This is a genomic window from Chitinophaga agri (genome assembly GCF_010093065.1).
GTDB lineage: Bacteria > Bacteroidota > Bacteroidia > Chitinophagales > Chitinophagaceae > Chitinophaga > Chitinophaga agri.
The window spans coordinates 3869062-3887944 of record NZ_CP048113.1 but is presented as its reverse complement, the minus strand read 5'-3'; the positions used below and the strand labels follow the sequence as shown (position 1 = coordinate 3887944).

Below are 18883 nucleotides of genomic sequence, written 5' to 3'. Positions count from 1 at the left end.
CGTCTGGATTCTTGGTATGAAAATAGTTATGGATTAAATAATTGAATGAAGAAAGCGAACTACATAGTAGCAATAGGAGCCTCTGCTGGTGGTCTTGAAGCCATCCATGAATTCTTTGATAATATGCCGGAATACGGCAACCTCTCATTTGTCATCATTCAGCACCTGTCTCCGGATTATAAAAGTCTGCTGGTGGAACTGGTGTCCAAGCATACGAATATGCAGGTGAGGGAGGTCGAAGAGGACATGGCTATAGAGAATGACTGTGTATACGTTATTCCTAATAATAAAGAGATCATTGTAGAGCAGGGACGTCTCAGACTGGTACAGAAACCTGTTGAGAAAGCCCCCAATACAGCTATTGATACCTTCCTTTTTTCACTTGCGAAAGATAAAGGCAGAAATGCCATCTGTATCATCCTTTCCGGTACAGGTACTGATGGTACCAAAGGTGCTGCTGCTATTAAAAAGGCAGGTGGTATGGTCATGGTCCAGGACCCCGAGACCGCCAAGTTTGATGGCATGCCCCGCAGCGTGATCAGCTCTGAAAATATGGATTATGTCCTGGCTCCTGAATTTATGCCTGGGGAGATCTATAATTACATCCAGGATATGCCGGTGCAGGTCTTTAATGGTACGATAGATGAGGAGATGCTGTCAGAAGTCTTCCAGCTGGTACGTGAGCATAGCGGACAGGATTTTAATCATTATAAACCGCCTACCATTACCCGCCGTATCGCTAAGCGAATGGCGCAGTTTAATGTGAAAAGTCTGGAGGAATACCTGCAGATATTGCGGACAAGTGAAGATGAAAGTAAAGCACTCGCCAAGGACTTCCTGATAGGCGTTACCCGCTTCTTCAGAGATAAGCATGCCTTCGATATTTTAAAAGAGCAGGTACTTAACCGGTTGATAGATGAGAAAGAAGAAGGCGCTATTCTCAAGATATGGGTCACTGCCTGTAGTACAGGAGAGGAGGCCTATTCACTGGCCATGCTCCTGGATCAATGCCTGCAGGAAAAGAACAAATGGCTGGACGTAAAAATATTCGCTACTGATATAGACAGTAATGCGGTGGAATTTGCTGCCAGAGGAACATATCCGGCAGCTGTCCTGAAAGAAATAGACCCTTCTTTCCTGAAAAAGTATTTCATCAGGGAAGAAAAACAATATCAGATCGTGCCACGACTGCGCAAGCAGATCGTCTTTGCGCGTCATAATATACTGAAGGACCCTCCCTTCATTAAAAACGACCTCGTGACCTGTCGCAACATGTTGATATACATGGAAAACGTGTTGCAACGGCAGGTATTGTCCTCGCTTCATTTTGCCCTGAACACAGGAGGTTACCTCTTCCTCGGGCCTAGTGAATCAGCGTCCCTCATCCGGGGGGGACTGGAAGAAGTGAACCAGAAATGGAAGTTGTACCGGAAAACGGATAACTCCCGTGCTTCCCTGCCAGATAATCTTTATAGTCCGCTGGAATATATCCGTCAGACCCGTGACATCCGTGGTGGTAACAACGGACGCATCACCATGACAGAAAAGCAAACCAGCACCCTGCAGGAAGAATTCCGTGAGGTGATCGCAGAGGACTTTGGCTTCGCCGCTGTCTATGTCGATAAATCTTACGAGATCATCGAGGCCCTGGGCAATTACAAAAAATACCTTTCCCTGCCGGAGAAAAAGCTGCATCTGAACCTGCTGAAAATGGTCCCGGCCGATCTGTCTATGGCACTTAACATCGCCCTGAGACAAGCCTGGACAACCGGGAAAAAATCACAGATCAAAGGGGTGAAAATAAGCACGCCGGAAGGTTTAAGAGTGGTCAATCTACTGATTAAACCAGGTATGGGTAATAACCAGCACATGATGATCGTCTTCCAGGAGGATCATGAAAAAGTGGGTGTACATAACGATGCGCCGGATACACATGCCCAGCCGGCAGATGTAAAGGAACATATCCTGTCGCTGGAAGCGGAACTGGGAGAAACCCGTACCAACCTCCAGATGGCCATCGAAGGACTGGAAACGTCCAATGAGGAGCTACAGTCCAGCAATGAAGAATTACTTTCTGCGAATGAGGAACTGCAGTCCAGTAACGAGGAACTGCAATCACTCAACGAAGAGCTGCATACCCTGAATACAGAACATCAGCTAAAGATCAAGGAGCTGATAGAGCTGAATGATGACATGGATAACTATTTCCGGAGTACGGACATCGGACAGGTGTTTGTTGATGGGCATATGCGTATCCGTAAGTTTAATCAGGCAGCGGTGAAAATGATCAACCTCATTCCTTCTGATATTGGTCGCCCGATCAATCATATCTCTACCAATATCCAGCAGGATAGTATGATGGACGATATCCAGACAGTGATCAGGACGAAACGTACCGTGGAGAAGGAAATGATGCTGAGCAATGGCAATATGCATCTGATGAAGATCCTGCCCTATATCCGTCAGGATAAACATACCGATGGGGTCGTGATCACTTTTGTGGACATCACAGCGATCAAGGAGCTGGATATGCTCCTGAAAGGGGTGTTTAATGCCAGTACCAATGCGATCATGGCATTTAAAGCCGTGAGAAATGATGCGGGGATAGTGACAGATTTCCGTTTGCTGGCTGCAAACAACGAAGGCCTGCGATTCCTCGGAAAAGAAGTGACTTCACAGAAATATCCATCGATGAAACAATCCATGCCAGAGATGGTAGATCACGGATTGTTTGAAAAGTATGTGCAGGTGGTGGAACTAGGCACTGTACTCCGCACGGAGTTTCACCTGGAGCGCGGAGAGCAGGACGCATGGTATGAGCTGTCCAGTGTAAAAACACAGGAAGGTAATATCGTGATCACCTGCTCCGACGTGACCGAAAAGAAGGACGCAGAAGACCGGCTGAGACGTAACTATAATGAGCTGGTACAGGCGAGGGAAAGCCTCCGTAACCTGAACAGTGAACTGGAATATAAAGTACTGGAAAGGACGCGCGAACTGACGATGAGTGAAGAGCGTTTCCGCCTGGTATCCAAAGCCACCAATGATACGATCTGGGACTGGAGCCTCACCAATAACAACGTATGGTGGAGCGATAACTTTTATACGGTATATGGCTATCAGAAAGAAGGCTCCAACAGCCGCACCTTCTGGCAGGAGAATATCCATCCGGATGACCGTGACCGGGTAAAAGGCAGTATTTCCCGCGCTATTAATGCCAAACAGAACCAATGGACAGAAGGCTACCGGTTAAGACGTTCCGACGGTAGTTATGCACACGTATTAGACCGTGGCTACCTCCTGCTGGATGAATATAATACGCCTTACCGTATGCTGGGCTCTATGATGGATGTGACCAACCTCCGTCAGGCAGAAGAACAGGTCATTGCCAATAAGGAAGAAAAGCGCTTCCTGGCAGAGGCTATGCCATTGATCCTCTGGACCTCAGAGGCTGATGGTCAGATCAATTTTGTTAACGAACAGTTTATCATATATACCGGTAAAACACTGGCCGTATTACAGGAAGAACTGTGGGAAAGCATTATCCACCCCGATGATATTGCCAACTGGCAAACGCGGTGGGATCATGCGGTGAAAAGCAAGCAGGACTTCTCCATTGAAATGCGTATCCGGGATAGCAACGGCGTTTATCACTGGTTCCTGCACCGTACAAGGGTGCAGAAGGACATGGAGGGCAGGTCCAGTGTACTGGTAGGTACCAGTACGGATATTCATGAGCAGAAGCTGGCTGCAGAGATCATGGAGCAGCGTATCGAAGAGCGCACCCTGGAACTGAAACGTGCCAATGAAGACCTCGAGGCCAGCAATGCCGAGTTACAGCAATATGCGTTTGTCGCATCTCATGACCTGAAGGAACCACTACGTAAGATCCATATGTTTGGTAACATGTTGAAAGACAGGTATCAGGCCACTATGGAGGATAAGGCAAAAGACTACCTGACCCGCATCATCAGTTCCTCTTCCCGTATGGCCAACCTGATAGATGACCTGCTGCGTTTCTCCCGTTTGTCGCAGGCCAGCTTCTTCGAGCAGGTAGACCTGAAGGTGATCATCAACGAGATACTTTCCGATCTTGAAATAATGATACAGGAAAAACACGCCAGGGTAACACTGACCAATTTACCAGTCATAGAGGCGGTACCAGGACAACTCCGTCAGGTATTCCAGAACCTGTTAAGTAATGCATTTAAATTCTCCCGCAAAGACGTACAACCGGTGATTAATATAGCCGGTACCCGTATCAGGGAAAAACGGTTTGACAGTGTGGAAGACCCGCAGGGGCCTTATGTCACCATTTCCATCTCAGATAACGGGATCGGCTTCGATGAAAAATACCTGGACAAAATATTTATCCTCTTTCAGCGTTTGCATACGAAAGATAAATATGAAGGGACCGGTATCGGACTGGCAGTCACCAGGAAGATCATCGATAAGCACAATGGCCTGATCACTGCACAAAGCCGTGAAAAAGAAGGCGCTACGTTTAAAATTATCCTGCCTGTGAAACAAGATCAACGTGCCGGTTAGGTTCATTTTATCATAAAAAAATATATGTAAAAGGAATAGTCGTTATTTTTGGACGCTATTTCAAACTAATACCTAGCCATGACAAAAAGAGTATTATCCGTTTTATGCGGCATTGTTGCTTTCTCATCTGCTTTCGCTCAAACCAAAAACCTCATCGGTGTTGCGTCTTTCAAAAGTAGTGGTAGAACTGAATACGTAACGGCTATACAGGATGTTGTATACGATGCTACCCTGAAAGTGAGAGGTTTTTCCCTATTAGAAAAAGATAAACTGAACCAGGTAAGGGCAGGAGTAGGACAGGAAGGACAGGACGCCAGTGCCCTGGCACAGGCACAATCACTGGGCGCCCAGTATATTGTAACTGGTAATGTGTTGAAAGCCAATGTAGAAACAAAGCCATCCGACCTCCCACTGGGAATCACCAATACAACAACCGCGGAATTATTATTTGACATCGCTATTGTAGATGTCAGTTCAGGTGAAGAAGTGGCCACCACCCGCTTCAATGCTGCCGGAAAAGGTAAACATGCTTTTGATGACGCAATGAAAGAACTTACACCTGGTATCGACAAGTTCATTCGTGAAAACCTGAAGAATCCTGTTTCTATCGCACAGGTAGAAGAAAAGAACGCTGCTGGTGAAGCCATCCGCGTACTGATCGTAGCAGGTAGCCTCGCTGGTCTGAAAGAACATGATGAGTTCCGCGTGTATGAGATCACCGATCTGACTGTAGACGGTAAGAAAATGCACAGAAAAAGAACCCTTGGTAAGATCGCTGTCGCAAAAGTAGAAGATGAAAACTTCTCTGTATGCCTGGTAAAAGAAGGGGGTGCTGCTATTGCCAAGAAAGTAGAAGCCAATGCAAAGATCAAATGCGAGATCATTACTGAATAGTATATCCCGCTTAAAAATACAAAGGGCTGCAGATCAATCGATCCTGCAGCCCTTTTTTTTTGCCTGCCTGTCATAGTTTGCTATTCCGATAAGTCTGTCTTTACTGCCTTCTTAACTGCCCGGTTCCGCTCTACCCACCAATACAGGGGAGGTATCAGTAATGGGGCGAACAGCAGGGTGCTTGTCAGCCCGCCTATGATCACTGTGGCCAGTGGACGCTGTACATCAGATCCGATGCCTGAAGATGTCGCTGCTGGTATAAGACCCGCAATGGCCACGATCAGGATGGATAATAATGCGCTCAGCTGTTCCTTTGACCCCAGGAGTACGCTTTGTTGTAAGGTCTGGTCCGGTTTAAGCCGAAGCCGGTTGATCGCTGATACCAGCAATACTCCTGACATCACGGAAATACCAAAGATGCTCACGAATCCCACTCCTGCAGAGACATTGAAATGATAGCCCCGGATGAACAGTGCGACTATACCCCCCGCCAGTGCAAACAATATACAGCTCACGGTAACGAACGTCTGCGGCATGTTCCTGAACAGAATGAACAGTACCAGGAATACCATGATGATCGTCATCGGGATGGTGAGAGATAACTGCTTGCCCGCCCGTTCCAGGTTCTCATATTGTCCGCCATAGACAATGGAATATCCTTTGGGCAGATAAAGCTGCTGATTGATCTTATCGCCGATCTCTTTCACAAATCCACCCTGATCGCGACCCCGGATATTCGTACGTACGGTCACCATGCGCTTGTTGTTATACCGGTAGATATTGGTCTGTCCCTGTACATAGGAAATATCCGCCAGCTGGTTCATCGGGATCAGTGCACCGGTAGCGGAAGGCACCTGAAGGTTCTTTACAGACTCAATAGTGTTACGTTCTCCCGGCAGGTAACGGATGACCACATCGTAACGTTTAGTGCCGTCATACAACGTAGAAATCGCTTTACCGCCTATTGCTGCCTCTATCATACCCTGGATATCGGCTACATTGATACCAAAGCGGGCAGCATTCTCCCGGTTGATGTTGATCGCGATCTGCTCCGAAGGACCTTCCTGTTCTATGTTCACCGATTCCGCACCTTTCATATGTTTCACCAGGTTAGCGATCGTGTCGGCTTTGGCCCGCATCATGGTCAGGTCGTCTCCTACGATCGAGATCGCCAGATCGGCCGCGCTACCTGTTACGATCTCCATCACCTGGTCGATGATCGGCTGACCGGAAGAGAACTGCACGGAAGGCATCGCTTTTTCCAGGTCATGGCGGATGTTGGTCACCAGTGTCTTTTTGGAGATCGTATCACTCCACAGACTGTAATCCTTTAGTCCCACCAGTATCTCATTCCTGTTGGAAGGAAATGGATCGGTACCGTCATCATTACGGCCTGCCTGTGTGATCACAAAAGAGATCTGTGGATATTTAGCGATCACCTCCCTGATCTTCGGAGCGTATTTCGCATTTTCCTGTATGGTAATACCTGCCGGGAAATTGCCACGGAGGAAGATTGAACCTTCGTCCAGTTCCGGCAGGAATTCTGACCCCAGACTACCTCCCAGCAATACCAGTAGTATCACGATGGAAAAGCCCCCCAGCACGGTTACCTTCGGCCATTTCATCACCCCGGCCAGTACACGGGAATACTGGTTGGACAGAAAGTCCAGCACCACATTCCGGTGTGCTTTCATCGGTTTGTCTGTATTGTTAAATGCTTTTTTAAAGGCAAAGGAGATCAGTACGGGGATGAGCGTCAGCGCCGCCAGCATGGAACCGACCACGGCGAATGCCAGTGTCAGCGCCATCGGTGAGAACAGTTTACCTTCCACACGGGTCATCAGCAGAATAGGCATATACGCCAGAATGATGATGGTGACGGAGAAGAAGATCTCTCTGCCGACTTCCTGTGAAGAACGTAAAGTCAGGGCAATAATGCCTTTCTTTTTCTCTTCCGGTGATGCGGTGCGATAGGTTCGTATCAGGTGTTCCGCCATGACACAGGCTCCGTCTACTATGATCCCAAAGTCAATGGCACCCAGTGACAGCAGGTTAGCTGGTATACCGGTGATACGCATCAGTATGAAAGCGAATAACAGTGAGAATGGAATGGTCAGCGCCACTACCAATGCACTTCGCAAACTACCCAGGAAGAAGATCAGGATGATGACCACGATAGACACGCCTTCCAGTAAGGTGTGACCAACTGTTTCGAGTGAGTGGTCTATCAGGAAACTACGATCGTATAATGTGCGCAGGTGTACGCCTTTAGGCAGATCATTCTGTTCCAGGTCCTGCATCTTTGCTTTCAGCGCTTTTAATACTTCGCTTGGGTTCTCATATCTGCGAAGCAGGATGATCCCTTCCACACCATTGCTGACATTGGTCTTCGTCGCATTGATAGTATATCCCATCACACCACTGGGTGGAGGTGGGGCTACTTCTACGGTCGCCACATCCCGCAGGTATACGGGCATACCATTCACCGCTTTCAGTACAATATTCTGGATATCCTGCTCTGTTTTAACCGCCCCTAGTCCACGTACAGCGAAGCCCTGTTCACCGCGGTTGATGATATTACCACCGGTGTTCTGATTGTTTTGCTGCACGGCATTAATGACGTCCTGCATAGTCAGGTCAAACTTGCGTAGTTTATCGGGTGCAGTGAGTATATGAAACTGTTTCAGTGGACCTCCAAATGTCGTAATGTCTGCGATGCCGGGGACCTGTAGCAGGGCCGGTTTAATGACCCAGTCCTGCAGGTCCCGTATATCTGTAGGTGTAAATTGTGGTGGTGCCTCGACCACATACCGGAGTATCTCTCCTACGGCAGTAGTGAGCGGTGCCAGTTCGGGCGCAACACCGTCCGGCAGTTCAGCGGTGGCCAGCCTTTCATTGACCTGCTGGCGGGCGAAGTAGTCGTCCGTACCGTCAGTAAATGTCAGCTGTACAACGCTGAGGCCAAAGATAGTACGGCTCCTGCGGTCGAGTACATTGGGGGTATTCTGTAAAGCTCTTTCTATAGGGATGGTTACCTGTTGCTCTACTTCTTCGGCTGCCCTGCCGGGGTATTGTGCTACGATGATGACATTTGTGTCAGCAATGTCCGGGTAGGCTTCTATTTTCAGTTGGGTAAAGCACCAGTAGCCGATGCCCATCAGGCCTAGTCCCATCAGGATGACCACCCATCTGTTTTTGAGCGAGAATATTAAAAGATTGCGAATCATGGGATGTCTGTTTCAGTCGGTCATTATATTTGAAAACGCGCTACTTTACTGATCACGATAAAGCCGCTGCTCACCTGCGTGCGCAGGGCGGTGAGTGCATTCAGTACTTTTTCGTTTTCGTCAATGAAAGTGATAAGCATCGGTGGTTCATCAAAGCTGAACAGGCTGTCCGGTCTTTTTAGCTGATGGTGTTCTCCGAATCCGATCACGCCACGGAAGGCGGTTGCTCCTGCCACGTTCTGTTTGAGGAGGAACTGTATGATAAATTCATACAGGGGCTGTGTGCCGTGTACTTCGTCTTTGTCTATGAATATCTGTGCCTGTAGCATGGGGTGCTGGTGTTAATATGAATGTTATATGGAAGGAGGGTGATTAGTAACCGAAGCTCAGACCTTTCAGTTGCATGACACCTTTGATCACTACACTTTCGCCGTTCTTTAATCCGCTGTAAACTGCTATACGGTCGCCTATCTGCTGACCGGTACGTATCTCTCTTCTGGTAAAGGTATTGGGTGCTGTACGCACAAATACATAGTTCTGTCCTTCGGAAGTGACCAGCGCATCCCGGCTGATATTGATGCCCTGATTGTCGCTATGTACCTGAAACGTCACAGTAGCAAACATGCCGGCGCGGATCTGCGTATCGGGGATCGTCAGTTTGATACGCAGTTTGATCATGCGGGTCGCATCGTCTATTACATCAGCGATGTCTTCTACTTTACCATTGTAAGTATTATCGGGGAATGATGACAGTACGATGGAACAGGGAGCACCTTTCTTCACATTGTTCAGCTGATTCTCTGGAATATCACAGATGATATATACGGATCCCTGACTGGCGCTGCGTAATGCTTCCGGATCAAAGCCGGCTGCTTTTAATCCTGATTCATGTTCTATCAGCTGTGTCTTCTCATTGGCCAGGTTGGTCTGCTCCATGGAGAGGTTAGACTTTGCTTCCAGGATGTCTCTTCCGCTGGCAGCGCCATGATCATACAGGTCCTGCGTACGGTCAAGTTCTATTTTACGCTGATTGATATTGATCTGTTGTATATGATTGATATTGATCTTATGCTGGATCAGTTGTGAATAGTCACTGTTCAGACCAGCATCATCAAACAGTACAATGTTTTGTCCGCCTTCATCAGCACGTACGACGGTCGCAGCTACCTTGCCCGGTGCATGTAACGTACCGTTGAGTGCTGAGTCGCCGACTGCTTCGACAGCGAAGAAATTTGAAGCTGCGGTATCCGGAAAGGTGATCTGTTCTCCGTTATTGGTGACTACGGGAGAAGGGTCTTCTGTAACAGTCACCGTTGGTGTGGTTGTATGTTTACATCCTGCCAGCAGGAGTGCAACTGCGAAGAAGTAGTAAGTGATGCGTTGCATATTATAATTGGTTTATTAGGCCTGTAGCAAATAATAGTTGTATGTAGCTCTGATAGTATGCCTGAAGAGAGTCATAGTACAGCAGGTTGGTGTCATACCAGTTGCGCTGTGCATCCAGGAAGTCGATGATGCTGGTGCCACCCCGCAGATACGCATATTTCACATTGTTGAGGATCTGCTGCGACTGACGAAGTATACCTGTGTATTTCTCCATGTTCTTTTTCTGTAGTTGCCAGGTGTTATAGGCCGTCACTACTTCCGTCTGTGCCTGTCGCTGTGTGGCGGATAATTCCTGCTGCGCCTGTTGCTGCTGGATATGTGCCTTTTTGATCTCTCCCTGGTTCCTGTTGAAGAAAGGCAGGTCAATAGTGCCATAGAAACCGATGTATGGTACGGAGTTCTGCGGATTGTAGATCACGCCGAGTTCCGGTTGTGGTACGGCTAATGCCTGTTGATACCTTGCATTACTGGTTCGTTCATCGATCGTGCTTTTAGCGAGTACAACGTCGGCGCGGTTTTGTAAAGTCTGTGCAATAAGACTGTCCAGTGTTACCGCCGGTACCTGCATGGGCAACTCGCTGGTCGTATCAATATCCATCGGAGTGGTGTTGCCGGTTAATAGCTGCAGGGTGTGTAGTTCATTCTGGTAATCCTGCGTGAATACACTCAGTTGCAGGTCATATTGTTCCAGCAATACCTTTGTACGTGTCAGATCTGTTTGTGAGATGACCTGGTCTTTATAACGCAGTTCGTTGATCTTTACCAGTGTATCCAGGTTGGTGCGGCTGTCATTGAGCAGGGCAAGTCTTTTCTTTAGTACCCAGCAATTGATCCAGCTGGAGCCTACATTCAGTGAGAGGTTGCGGAGATCTTCCTGGAAGGAGTTGCTGGCCACCTTTACGTCTTTATCGGCCGTTTCTATTTTGTACTTACGCTGATTAGGCCACTGTATCGGTTTGGTCACCTGGTACCATACCTGCCTGTTCTGATTGGAAGACCATCTGGTGCCTGCGGCAAAATGATCGGAACTGACTAGTTGCATAGTCTGATTATTCAGTGTCGGATTGGGGCGCAACTTTGCAGTGATCACATCAGCCTGTGCTGCGTCGATGTTCATGTACCGTGCTTTAAGTACGGGGCTGCTGGTGCGGGCTGTATCTAGTGCCGCTGATAAAGAATAGCTGGTTTGGGCGGTAGCAACAATCCCGATGCAGGATAGTGCCAGTGTTGCTACAGCCAGTGCGATCGCTCGTTTCATGAGATGATGTTTGGCCGCTGTTAGTTAATTCTCTACAAATGTCAGTAACCGGATTGGGCTGGAAATGCGCTGTGATTGATTTTAACCGGCTTTTAATTAAAATATTAAAACCTTTAAGGTGGGGGAAATCGGGGCTCGGAGGACTGGAATAGGGTATGAATAAGGGGTTGGGGGCGGCGTCATACAGGGTTGATATGACGCCGCAGCTTAAAAAGCTTAAAGCGGTTTCTCTTCCATCTGCTGAATGATGTTCTCTACTTCCGCTTCGGTAGCCCGCAGGCGGGTCTGACAAAAGGTGATCAGTTCTGAAGCACGTTTCACTCTTGCTGCCAGCACATCTACGGAAACGGATTCCGTTTCGATCTCCCTGGCTATCTGCTGCAGTTCCTTATAAGCTGCTTCATATGTCAGATTCGTATCCATCGGTTGTTGTTTTTGAAGTGATAGTAGCGCGTACACCTGCATCTGCCATTTGTACGGTGATCTCGTCTCCGGGAGATAACTGGGCGGCGCTGGTAATGATCTTTCCTTTATGCTGTACCATCGCAAATCCTTTCTGTAAAAGAGATGTCGGACTCATGATCCTGACGACGGTTTCGTGGTGTACGAGTTTTTGCTGCTGTTGCTGTAACAGTTTGCGTGCATATACCTGTATGTCCTTCCGGATATGCAGTAGTTCCTGCTGACGGCTGGCCGTTACCTGTCCTGGTTTAACAAGTAACTGCCCGGATAGTTGTGTAATGGCATTGCGCTGTCTCAGCAGCATATGTTTTGCTCTTTGCGGTATCACCTGTTGCGCGCGTCCCAGTCCTTCTTTATGGGTAGTGAGGATGTCGCGTGACCGGTTCATGATATGCGCATGTAATGAGGATAATTGCTGCTGCCGGCTGGCCATCATCTGTTGCATGCGGATAATGATCTGACTTTGTTGTGTGAGCAGCGATTCTTCAAAAGCGCGGTTATGTGCAATGATCAGTTCCGCGACCTTGGTAGGCGTTTTGGTAGCCGTATGTGCCAGCATGTCGGTGATGGTCTCGTTCTTATGGTGACCAATACCAGTGATCACAGGTATGGGAAAGCCGGCAACCGATTTACCCAATGCATACTGATCGAACAACAGCAGGTCAGTTTGTGCACCGCCACCCCGGATGATCACGACCGTATCGTATTTTTTACCGGAGGCAATGATTGCTTCCAGTTGTGCACATACCTGTGTCGCATTGGCCTCACCCTGTACCGCTGTGAAGTAGTTGTCCGTAAAGAAGGTGTACCGGTAGGCATTGGCCTGGAGGGTATGCATGAAGTCCTGATAACCGGCAGAAGAAGCAGAAGATACTACTGCAATACGTTGTATCACAGGATTAAGACGTAACGCTTTGTTGCGCGTCATGAAGCCTTCCGGTGTTTTGCGGATGATGTCGGCACAATCCGTTATCAGTCGCTGTAAAGTCGCCTGTTTCTGCTTTTCGAGCTGCCCGATGGTGAAGCTGGGATCAATATCCAGCAGCGACAGTTTCAGTCCGTATACAGGATGGTATTCCACCGCTACGCGCACGAGCACCTGCATATCATTAGAGAAACGCTGTCCGGTAACATGCTCAAATTCCTTGATGCGGTTACCACCATTGCCCCAGGCGGTAGCGGAGAGTTTTGCGGTGAGCTGGTGACTACCGGCATCCTTCTCAACAAGATCAAAATAGTGGTACCCTTTGGCAGGATAAAAGGAGTGGCTGGTAATATCGGCCACGACCCAGTAACTCTGTCCTGAAAAAGCGTTCTTGATTGTACCCTGAATGCCGGCTGCCAGTTGTGATAACGTTATGTAGTTTCTAGTTTCCAAAGCAGACACGAAGGTACTAAAAAAGGCCGCCTGAAAAGGCAGCCGTTGTCTAATTCCACGTTATGAAAACAAAATAAAAGTAGTTCACGCTACCTTATGTGATAACAATATTAGCACTTCAGGCCACCAAAAAGGTTAACGGGAAGTTAACCAGCGGAACATTAACATTTCTTTTGAAACTAACTGCCCACCTCGTTTTCAGTGAATACAGCTTTCGCACGTTCATCTCCTTTCCGGATGTATGGACGGATGATCAGTCTGTTGCCTTTATCGAATGTGAAAAGGTTCCATATCCAGTTAGCCAGCACCAGTAATTTGTTACGGAAACTGACAAGGAAATTGACGTGTACAAATAACCATATCCACCAGGCCAGTCGTCCGCCAAGATGAATGTTCTTTGGCAGATCCGCTACTGCTTTACCTCTGCCTACCGTGGCAAGTGAACCTTTATCAAAGTATTTGAATGGTTTGACAGGCTCATTTGTATGTAGCTTGTATAAATGTTTACCAATATATTTCCCCATCTGTATGGCTGGTTGTGCTACGCCCGGATGCCCTTTAGGATAGTCTTCCAGTTTCATCAGCGCGATATCACCAATAGCAAAGACATTGTTGCTGCCTATTACCCTGCAATGTGGATCGGTGAGCAACTTACCGCGTTCCGTCCACTCTTTCGGTATGCCTGCCAGTACTTCTCCTGTTACACCGGCGCTCCACACTACGAGATATGATTTGATCTGTTCTCCTGTCTTCAGCGTGATCGTTTCTCCGTCATAGTCCTGTACGATCACGCCCAGTTTGATGATCACGCCCATCTTCTCGAGGTATCGTTGTGCACGGGCGCTTGATTTGGGATGCATGGGCGGTAGTACCCTGTCGAGACCATCCAGCAGGAAGATCCTCATTTTACTGAAGTCGAGTGCGGGATAGTCTTTGGGTAATACATTCTTTCGCAGCTCTGATAAAGCGCCGGCCATTTCAACACCTGTCGGACCAGCACCTACGAGCACAACGTTCAGCATATGATCAGCGATGTCCGGGTTGGCATTCATACTGGCCCACTCGAAGAGCTGCATCAGCTGGCTGCGCATGTTCAACGCATCGGGTATGGTTTTCAACGGTAACGCATAACGTTGCATGTTCTCGTTGCCGAAGTAATTGGTCTTTGCGCCGGTGGATATCACGAGATAGTCATAGTGCAAAGATCCTGCGGAAGTATTAATGGTATTCGTCAGTGTATCTACGGATAGTACACGCAGCATTCTGAAGTGAAAGTCTCTCGTACCATGGAACAGATTCCGGAGTGGTCCGGCAATAGAGTCGGCCTGTAAGGCAGCAGAGGCGACCTGGTATAACAGTGGCTGAAATGTATGGTAGTTATGCTTGTCGAACAGTACGATCTGGAACTTGTCGTCCGGAAGGTGCTGTGCGGTGTTCAGTCCGCCGAATCCGGCGCCTACAATGACTACCCTGGGCTTGGTAGTGGGCGGAATATTCAGGGTGATCTGCCTCATCTGTTCCATAAAGCAATGGTTTTGTATAGCCTGTGCGGCCCAAAAACCATGCCCCCGGAAATACCGCTCTTACTGTACGATACTGCGGCGTTCGCCTATCTGCTGGCGCCACATGGCATAATAAAGTCCCTTTTGTTCGAGCAGGGCCTGATGTGTGCCCGTTTCCACGATCTTTCCTTTTTCAAGCACATAGATAGTATCCGCATGCATGATGGTAGACAACCGGTGAGCGATGAGGATGTTCAGCTGTTCTCTGAGGGCAGAGATATGCCGGACGGTATCGGTAATGGCTTCTTCCGTGAGAGAGTCGAGGGCGGAGGTGGCCTCATCGAATATCAGCAGGCGTGGATGGCGGATCAGGGCCCGGGCGATAGAAATACGCTGTTTTTCGCCGCCTGAGAGTTTCAACCCGCCTTCGCCGAGTATAGTGTTCAAACCTTGTGGAGAACGTGCCAGTAACTGGTCGCAGGAAGCTTTATGAAGTGCTTCCAGCATCTCTTCCCCGGTCGCATCAGGTTTCACGAACAGCAGGTTGTCTTTGATCGTACCGGCAAACAACTGTGTATCCTGGGAAACAAAACCGATCTGACGGCGCATCTGGTTGAACCGGATCTCACCTGATGGAATATCGTTGAAGTAGATCTCTCCGGATATCGGTTGGTACAGCCCTAACAGCAATTTTACCAGCGTGGATTTACCGGAACCGGAAGGGCCGACAAAAGCGATCGTATCGCCCATGGAAGCGCTGAAACTGATGCCATCCAGTGCATGGTGGGTGGCTGTCTGGTGTTTGAACACGATATCTGTGAAGCGGATACTTTCCAGTGTGCCCAGTTCTACCGGACTGGCAGGTCGCTGTTCTACCGGTTTGTGCATCAGCTGATCGAACAGCAGCAGCGAGCTTTGTGCTTCCCTGTAGAGAACGATGATGTTACCCAGTTCCTGCAGTGGTGTGAAGATCGTTGCCGATATAAATTGCATGGCAATCAGTTCGCCGGTGCTGAGCACCTTGCGGAAGATCAGCCAGAGTAATATAAAAAGGATGGACTGACGAAGCAGGTTCAGGGTCGTGCCCTGTACGAATGACAGCGTACGTACCTGCTTTACTTTCTTTATTTCCAGGTCGTAGATGTTCCTGGTGAAGGTGCGGAGCCGGCGTATCTCCGGAAAGGTGAGTCCCAGGCTTTTTACGAGTTCGATATTGCGGAGTGACTCGGTGATCGTACCGGATAGTTTCAATGTTTCCTTATTGATGCTCCGTTGTACCTGTTTCATTCTGCGGCTTAATAAACCGGCGAGTGAACCCAGTACCAGCACACCAATAAAGAATACTGGAACGAGCAGCCAGTGTTTATTGATGGCGTACCATATCAGGAAGCCAACGCCAACGAGGGAGGAGAACAGGATATTGATAAAGGAGTTGAAGAACCGTTCGGTGTCGTTGCGTACTTTTTGTAGCAGGGCGACGGTCTCACCACTCCGTTGTTCTTCAAATTCCTGGTAGGAAAGGCGGAGGGTCTGTTTGAGTCCATCGTTGAATACCTGCATACCGAACCGCTGTACGATGATGCGCATGACGAAGTCCTGGAGCGATCGGAAGAGCCTTGCCAGCATGGCTACGCCTATGGCTATGGCCAGCCAGAAGAGCACTCCCCGGACGAGTTCATGTTGCGGTCTGTTACCGGGATGCAGGGCGTAATCGTCTATGATCTTCCCAAAGATGAGCGGGTCAACCATGGTAGCCAGCTGGCCAAGACCAGCCAGCAGGAGGGATAAACCGATCATCCAGCGATGGGGGCGCATATAATTCCAGAAGATCTTCATGCCGGGAGGTGGGCAAAAATTGCACCATGCAGTAAAAGTGACAGTTTGTCCTTGTTTTTGGGTTAGATGTTTCATTTACAGGTAGATAGGTGACGTTTATACATTTGGGGACATGTGCCGGCCAGCAGCAGGGGCATGCATTTTGCATTACAGCGAATAAAAAGTTATGGAAAAACGGGTTATCGGGATGCTCCTGACCTTTCTTGGGATTGCGGGTCTGATACTGGGAGCCGTCAATTTCATGAACAGTAGTGGAGGTACAAGGAGCATTAAGGGAGTTATTATTTACTCGATACTGGGTGCAGTTTTTTTCTTTGCGGGTATAGGTCTGATACGTAGTACCAAAGACCGCCCATCCTGATAGGGTTCTGTCCTCCTGTTCATCCCTGATTTGTTAACTGTCCGGGGCCGGTTGTAGGGCGAAGCCAGTGCGGACCTTACGCCGGCCGGCAGTTTTACTGTTTCAGTGTGCGGGGAAGGATGCCATATTTTTTCCGGAAAGCAGTGGTAAAGTGCTGCTGATGTCGATAGCCCACTATATCTGCTACTTCTCCGACTGTCTTATGTTCGTCTAGCAGCAGTTGTTTCGCTTTTTCCATTCTGACATGGCTGACATACCCGAAAATGGTGTGTCCGAATAATACCCTGAAACCTTCTTTCAGCTTTTTCTGATTGATACCTACCTGCATCGCCAGGAAGAGAATGGAACAGTCTTCCGCAAAGTGTTGCTCTATGTATGCTTTGGCGGCATATAAAGCGTCAGTCTCCTGCTTTCGAAGGGATACCTTATGCTGCAACTCCTGGTCGTATCCATTTACCTGAAGCAGGAATAATTCTATCATCTTGGCTTCCAGGAACAACTTTTTCATCTGCCCCGTGTAGGTAGTGTCTCGCATCTGTGCAATGATGAAATGCATCTGTGGGGTAATATGCATAGAATAGCCCGGCCAGAGATGGTGCCGGGGTGTTTGCAGTTGCCGCGAGAAGTCACGCAGGAAAAGGCTATCCTCCATGATCAGCGAATCAAATACCGGCCGGGGTATCTCTATTTCAAAAAAGGCACTTTCTTCACCGGGGAAGAGGATGTATTCACCTTCCAGTTCCCGTTGATAGAAAATGCTCTGCTGATTGGCTGTCATGATAAGATGCTGGTCTTCATAGCTCACGCCTGAACGTCCCTGCAGCTTGAAGTGCATTTCCACCCTTTCCTGTCCTAGTCGCATGGGAATATGATATTCGCGGTCGGCGGTGTATTTATACCAGAGCATACGCGCATGGCCTATTTTCAGTTCGTCATACCTGATCTCGGGGCCGGACGTCTCCTCCCGGCTAAAGATGCGTGTGACTTCTTCCAGCTGGTAGGTAAACTCAGGAAATGGCAAAGATGGCAATGACTGCATAAATGATAGCGATTAAACCGAATTGCGGCAAAAAAAGTTCCGTTTGCGTTAACACAGCGATGGCTTTCTGACGGAACTTTGTACAAAAATAAAGTATATGGACTACAGGCAGCCACACGAAGTCTTGCTTTTCTTTGGAAAGGGCAAAAAACCGCGGCAGGATGATAGCGCCTGCCTGGCGGCTCAGCAGCAATATTACGCACAGTTGCAACGGGAAGGAAAGGTGATGCGTACGGGTTTGCAGGTACATGAAGCGGGGTTATTTGTGTCCCTCTTTGTACAATCTGACGTAGAACTATGTAACATCCTGGAGCACGACCCTGCCGTCCGTGCGGGCATTGCAGAGGTACTACAGGCAATACCACTGCTTACTGAAATAAGGGAGGCTGTTTGACCCTGTCACTGCCAGAAGAAGCGTATTTTTTATACCCTGAGGGCGGCTTTTTTCAACCGGGAAAAAGAGCGTCGGACGAACAACGGGGCCACAAGCGACGAACAGGCGACGAACTAGCGACGAACAAGCATGTTCTGATACTCCTCCTAATAAGGGTTTTGGTGTATTGGTTTTTTTATAATAACTTCCTTTCGCCACTTTTTTTGCTTGTCACGGATGATGCTTATGCATAGGTGTTTACCGGCAGTACCCCTGTTGGTGAACACCTTTCCGTTTTATTAAATTCACATACAGTGGTGTTACATATGTTGAATATCAACATTCACTCTGTAACCCACCCTGGAAATGCTATCTTATCTGCCCGCCTGACCTCGTTGAAAGCTACCTTCATGCTTTCTGGCTCCCCCGGTTCCCGATTCCTCCTGCTAATTTCTCTTGCATTTGTCAAAAATATGCAGTATTTTGTATATATGTGTATTGTAGTCAATGGGTTATGCAAACGTTTGCGTATTTCATAAAATGCCGTACATTGTATTCAGTACTTGTTATGATTTTATAGTAGAATTTTTATCAATCAAAGAGAGCTTGTATCCCCCGA

At 48.3% G+C, this 18883-nt stretch carries 13 protein-coding genes; 4 read left to right on the top strand and 9 right to left on the bottom strand.

The window, feature by feature from the left end:
- The first annotated feature begins 45 nt into the window (after positions 1–45).
- Positions 46–4548, top strand: coding sequence for a CheR family methyltransferase (locus GWR21_RS15440; protein ID WP_162332615.1), 4503 nt, complete (start codon positions 46–48; stop codon positions 4546–4548).
- A gap of 78 nt (positions 4549–4626) precedes the next feature.
- Positions 4627–5442, top strand: a complete 816-nt coding sequence (locus GWR21_RS15435) for a hypothetical protein (protein WP_162332614.1) — start codon at positions 4627–4629, stop codon at positions 5440–5442.
- An 80-nt stretch (positions 5443–5522) separates the two neighbouring features.
- On the opposite strand, the gene GWR21_RS15430 is transcribed toward GWR21_RS15435, so the two are convergent.
- The 8 genes from GWR21_RS15430 to GWR21_RS15395 all read right to left on the bottom strand — a co-directional run bounded on the left by GWR21_RS15430 (position 5523) and on the right by GWR21_RS15395 (position 16566).
- The gene (locus GWR21_RS15430; RefSeq protein ID WP_162332613.1) at positions 5523–8669 is read right to left on the bottom strand and encodes an efflux RND transporter permease subunit; all 3147 of its coding nucleotides are present in this window, start codon (positions 8667–8669) and stop codon (positions 5523–5525) included.
- 23 nt (positions 8670–8692) lie between these two features.
- A complete protein-coding gene (locus GWR21_RS15425; RefSeq protein ID WP_162332612.1) occupies positions 8693–8998 on the bottom strand; it encodes a DUF190 domain-containing protein in 306 nt (101 codons plus the stop codon).
- A 43-nt stretch (positions 8999–9041) separates the two neighbouring features.
- Entirely contained in the window at positions 9042–10055 is a 1014-nt protein-coding gene (locus GWR21_RS15420; RefSeq protein ID WP_162332611.1) for an efflux RND transporter periplasmic adaptor subunit, read from the bottom strand.
- Position 10056: 1 nt separating this feature from the next.
- On the bottom strand, positions 10057–11313 hold the full coding sequence (locus GWR21_RS15415) for a TolC family protein (protein ID WP_162332610.1): 1257 nt from the start codon (positions 11311–11313) through the stop codon (positions 10057–10059).
- Positions 11314–11529: 216 nt separating this feature from the next.
- Positions 11530–11736, bottom strand: coding sequence for an exodeoxyribonuclease VII small subunit (xseB, locus tag GWR21_RS15410; RefSeq protein ID WP_162332609.1), 207 nt, complete (start codon positions 11734–11736; stop codon positions 11530–11532).
- Entirely contained in the window at positions 11714–13153 is a 1440-nt protein-coding gene (xseA, locus tag GWR21_RS15405) for an exodeoxyribonuclease VII large subunit (RefSeq protein ID WP_162332608.1), read from the bottom strand. The genes xseB and xseA overlap by 23 nt, the downstream gene beginning before the upstream one ends.
- 179 nt (positions 13154–13332) lie before the next feature.
- A complete protein-coding gene (locus tag GWR21_RS15400) occupies positions 13333–14676 on the bottom strand; it encodes an NAD(P)/FAD-dependent oxidoreductase (protein ID WP_162332607.1) in 1344 nt (447 codons plus the stop codon).
- 60 nt (positions 14677–14736) lie between these two features.
- A complete protein-coding gene (locus GWR21_RS15395) occupies positions 14737–16566 on the bottom strand; it encodes an ABC transporter ATP-binding protein (RefSeq protein WP_317165867.1) in 1830 nt (609 codons plus the stop codon).
- 91 nt (positions 16567–16657) lie between these two features.
- Between GWR21_RS15395 and GWR21_RS15390 the strand changes: the two genes are divergently transcribed.
- Complete coding sequence (locus tag GWR21_RS15390) at positions 16658–16852, top strand: hypothetical protein (protein ID WP_162332606.1); 195 nt, start codon at positions 16658–16660, stop codon at positions 16850–16852.
- 94 nt (positions 16853–16946) lie between these two features.
- Here the strand turns inward: GWR21_RS15390 and GWR21_RS15385 are convergent, their stop codons facing one another.
- A complete protein-coding gene (locus tag GWR21_RS15385; RefSeq protein ID WP_162332605.1) occupies positions 16947–17891 on the bottom strand; it encodes a helix-turn-helix transcriptional regulator in 945 nt (314 codons plus the stop codon).
- Between the two features lie 97 nt (positions 17892–17988).
- On the opposite strand from GWR21_RS15385, the gene GWR21_RS15380 reads away from it, so the two are divergent.
- On the top strand, positions 17989–18285 hold the full coding sequence (locus tag GWR21_RS15380; RefSeq protein WP_162332604.1) for a hypothetical protein: 297 nt from the start codon (positions 17989–17991) through the stop codon (positions 18283–18285).
- The last annotated feature ends 598 nt before the right edge of the window (positions 18286–18883 follow it).

Bases quoted from the DNA above. Each gene is read 5' to 3' on its own strand.
- GWR21_RS15440 (WP_162332615.1), top strand. From the start codon at position 46: ATGAAGAAAGCGAACTACATAGTAGCAATAGGAGCCTCTGCTGGTGGT.
- GWR21_RS15435 (WP_162332614.1), top strand. From the start codon at position 4,627: ATGACAAAAAGAGTATTATCCGTTTTATGCGGCATTGTTGCTTTCTCA.
- GWR21_RS15430 (WP_162332613.1), bottom strand. From the start codon at position 8,669: ATGATTCGCAATCTTTTAATATTCTCGCTCAAAAACAGATGGGTGGTC.
- GWR21_RS15425 (WP_162332612.1), bottom strand. From the start codon at position 8,998: ATGCTACAGGCACAGATATTCATAGACAAAGACGAAGTACACGGCACA.
- GWR21_RS15420 (WP_162332611.1), bottom strand. From the start codon at position 10,055: ATGCAACGCATCACTTACTACTTCTTCGCAGTTGCACTCCTGCTGGCA.
- GWR21_RS15415 (WP_162332610.1), bottom strand. From the start codon at position 11,313: ATGAAACGAGCGATCGCACTGGCTGTAGCAACACTGGCACTATCCTGC.
- xseB (WP_162332609.1), bottom strand. From the start codon at position 11,736: ATGGATACGAATCTGACATATGAAGCAGCTTATAAGGAACTGCAGCAG.
- GWR21_RS15400 (WP_162332607.1), bottom strand. From the start codon at position 14,676: ATGGAACAGATGAGGCAGATCACCCTGAATATTCCGCCCACTACCAAG.
- GWR21_RS15395 (WP_317165867.1), bottom strand. From the start codon at position 16,566: ATGAAACATCTAACCCAAAAACAAGGACAAACTGTCACTTTTACTGCA.
- GWR21_RS15390 (WP_162332606.1), top strand. From the start codon at position 16,658: ATGGAAAAACGGGTTATCGGGATGCTCCTGACCTTTCTTGGGATTGCG.
- GWR21_RS15385 (WP_162332605.1), bottom strand. From the start codon at position 17,891: ATGCAGTCATTGCCATCTTTGCCATTTCCTGAGTTTACCTACCAGCTG.
- GWR21_RS15380 (WP_162332604.1), top strand. From the start codon at position 17,989: ATGGACTACAGGCAGCCACACGAAGTCTTGCTTTTCTTTGGAAAGGGC.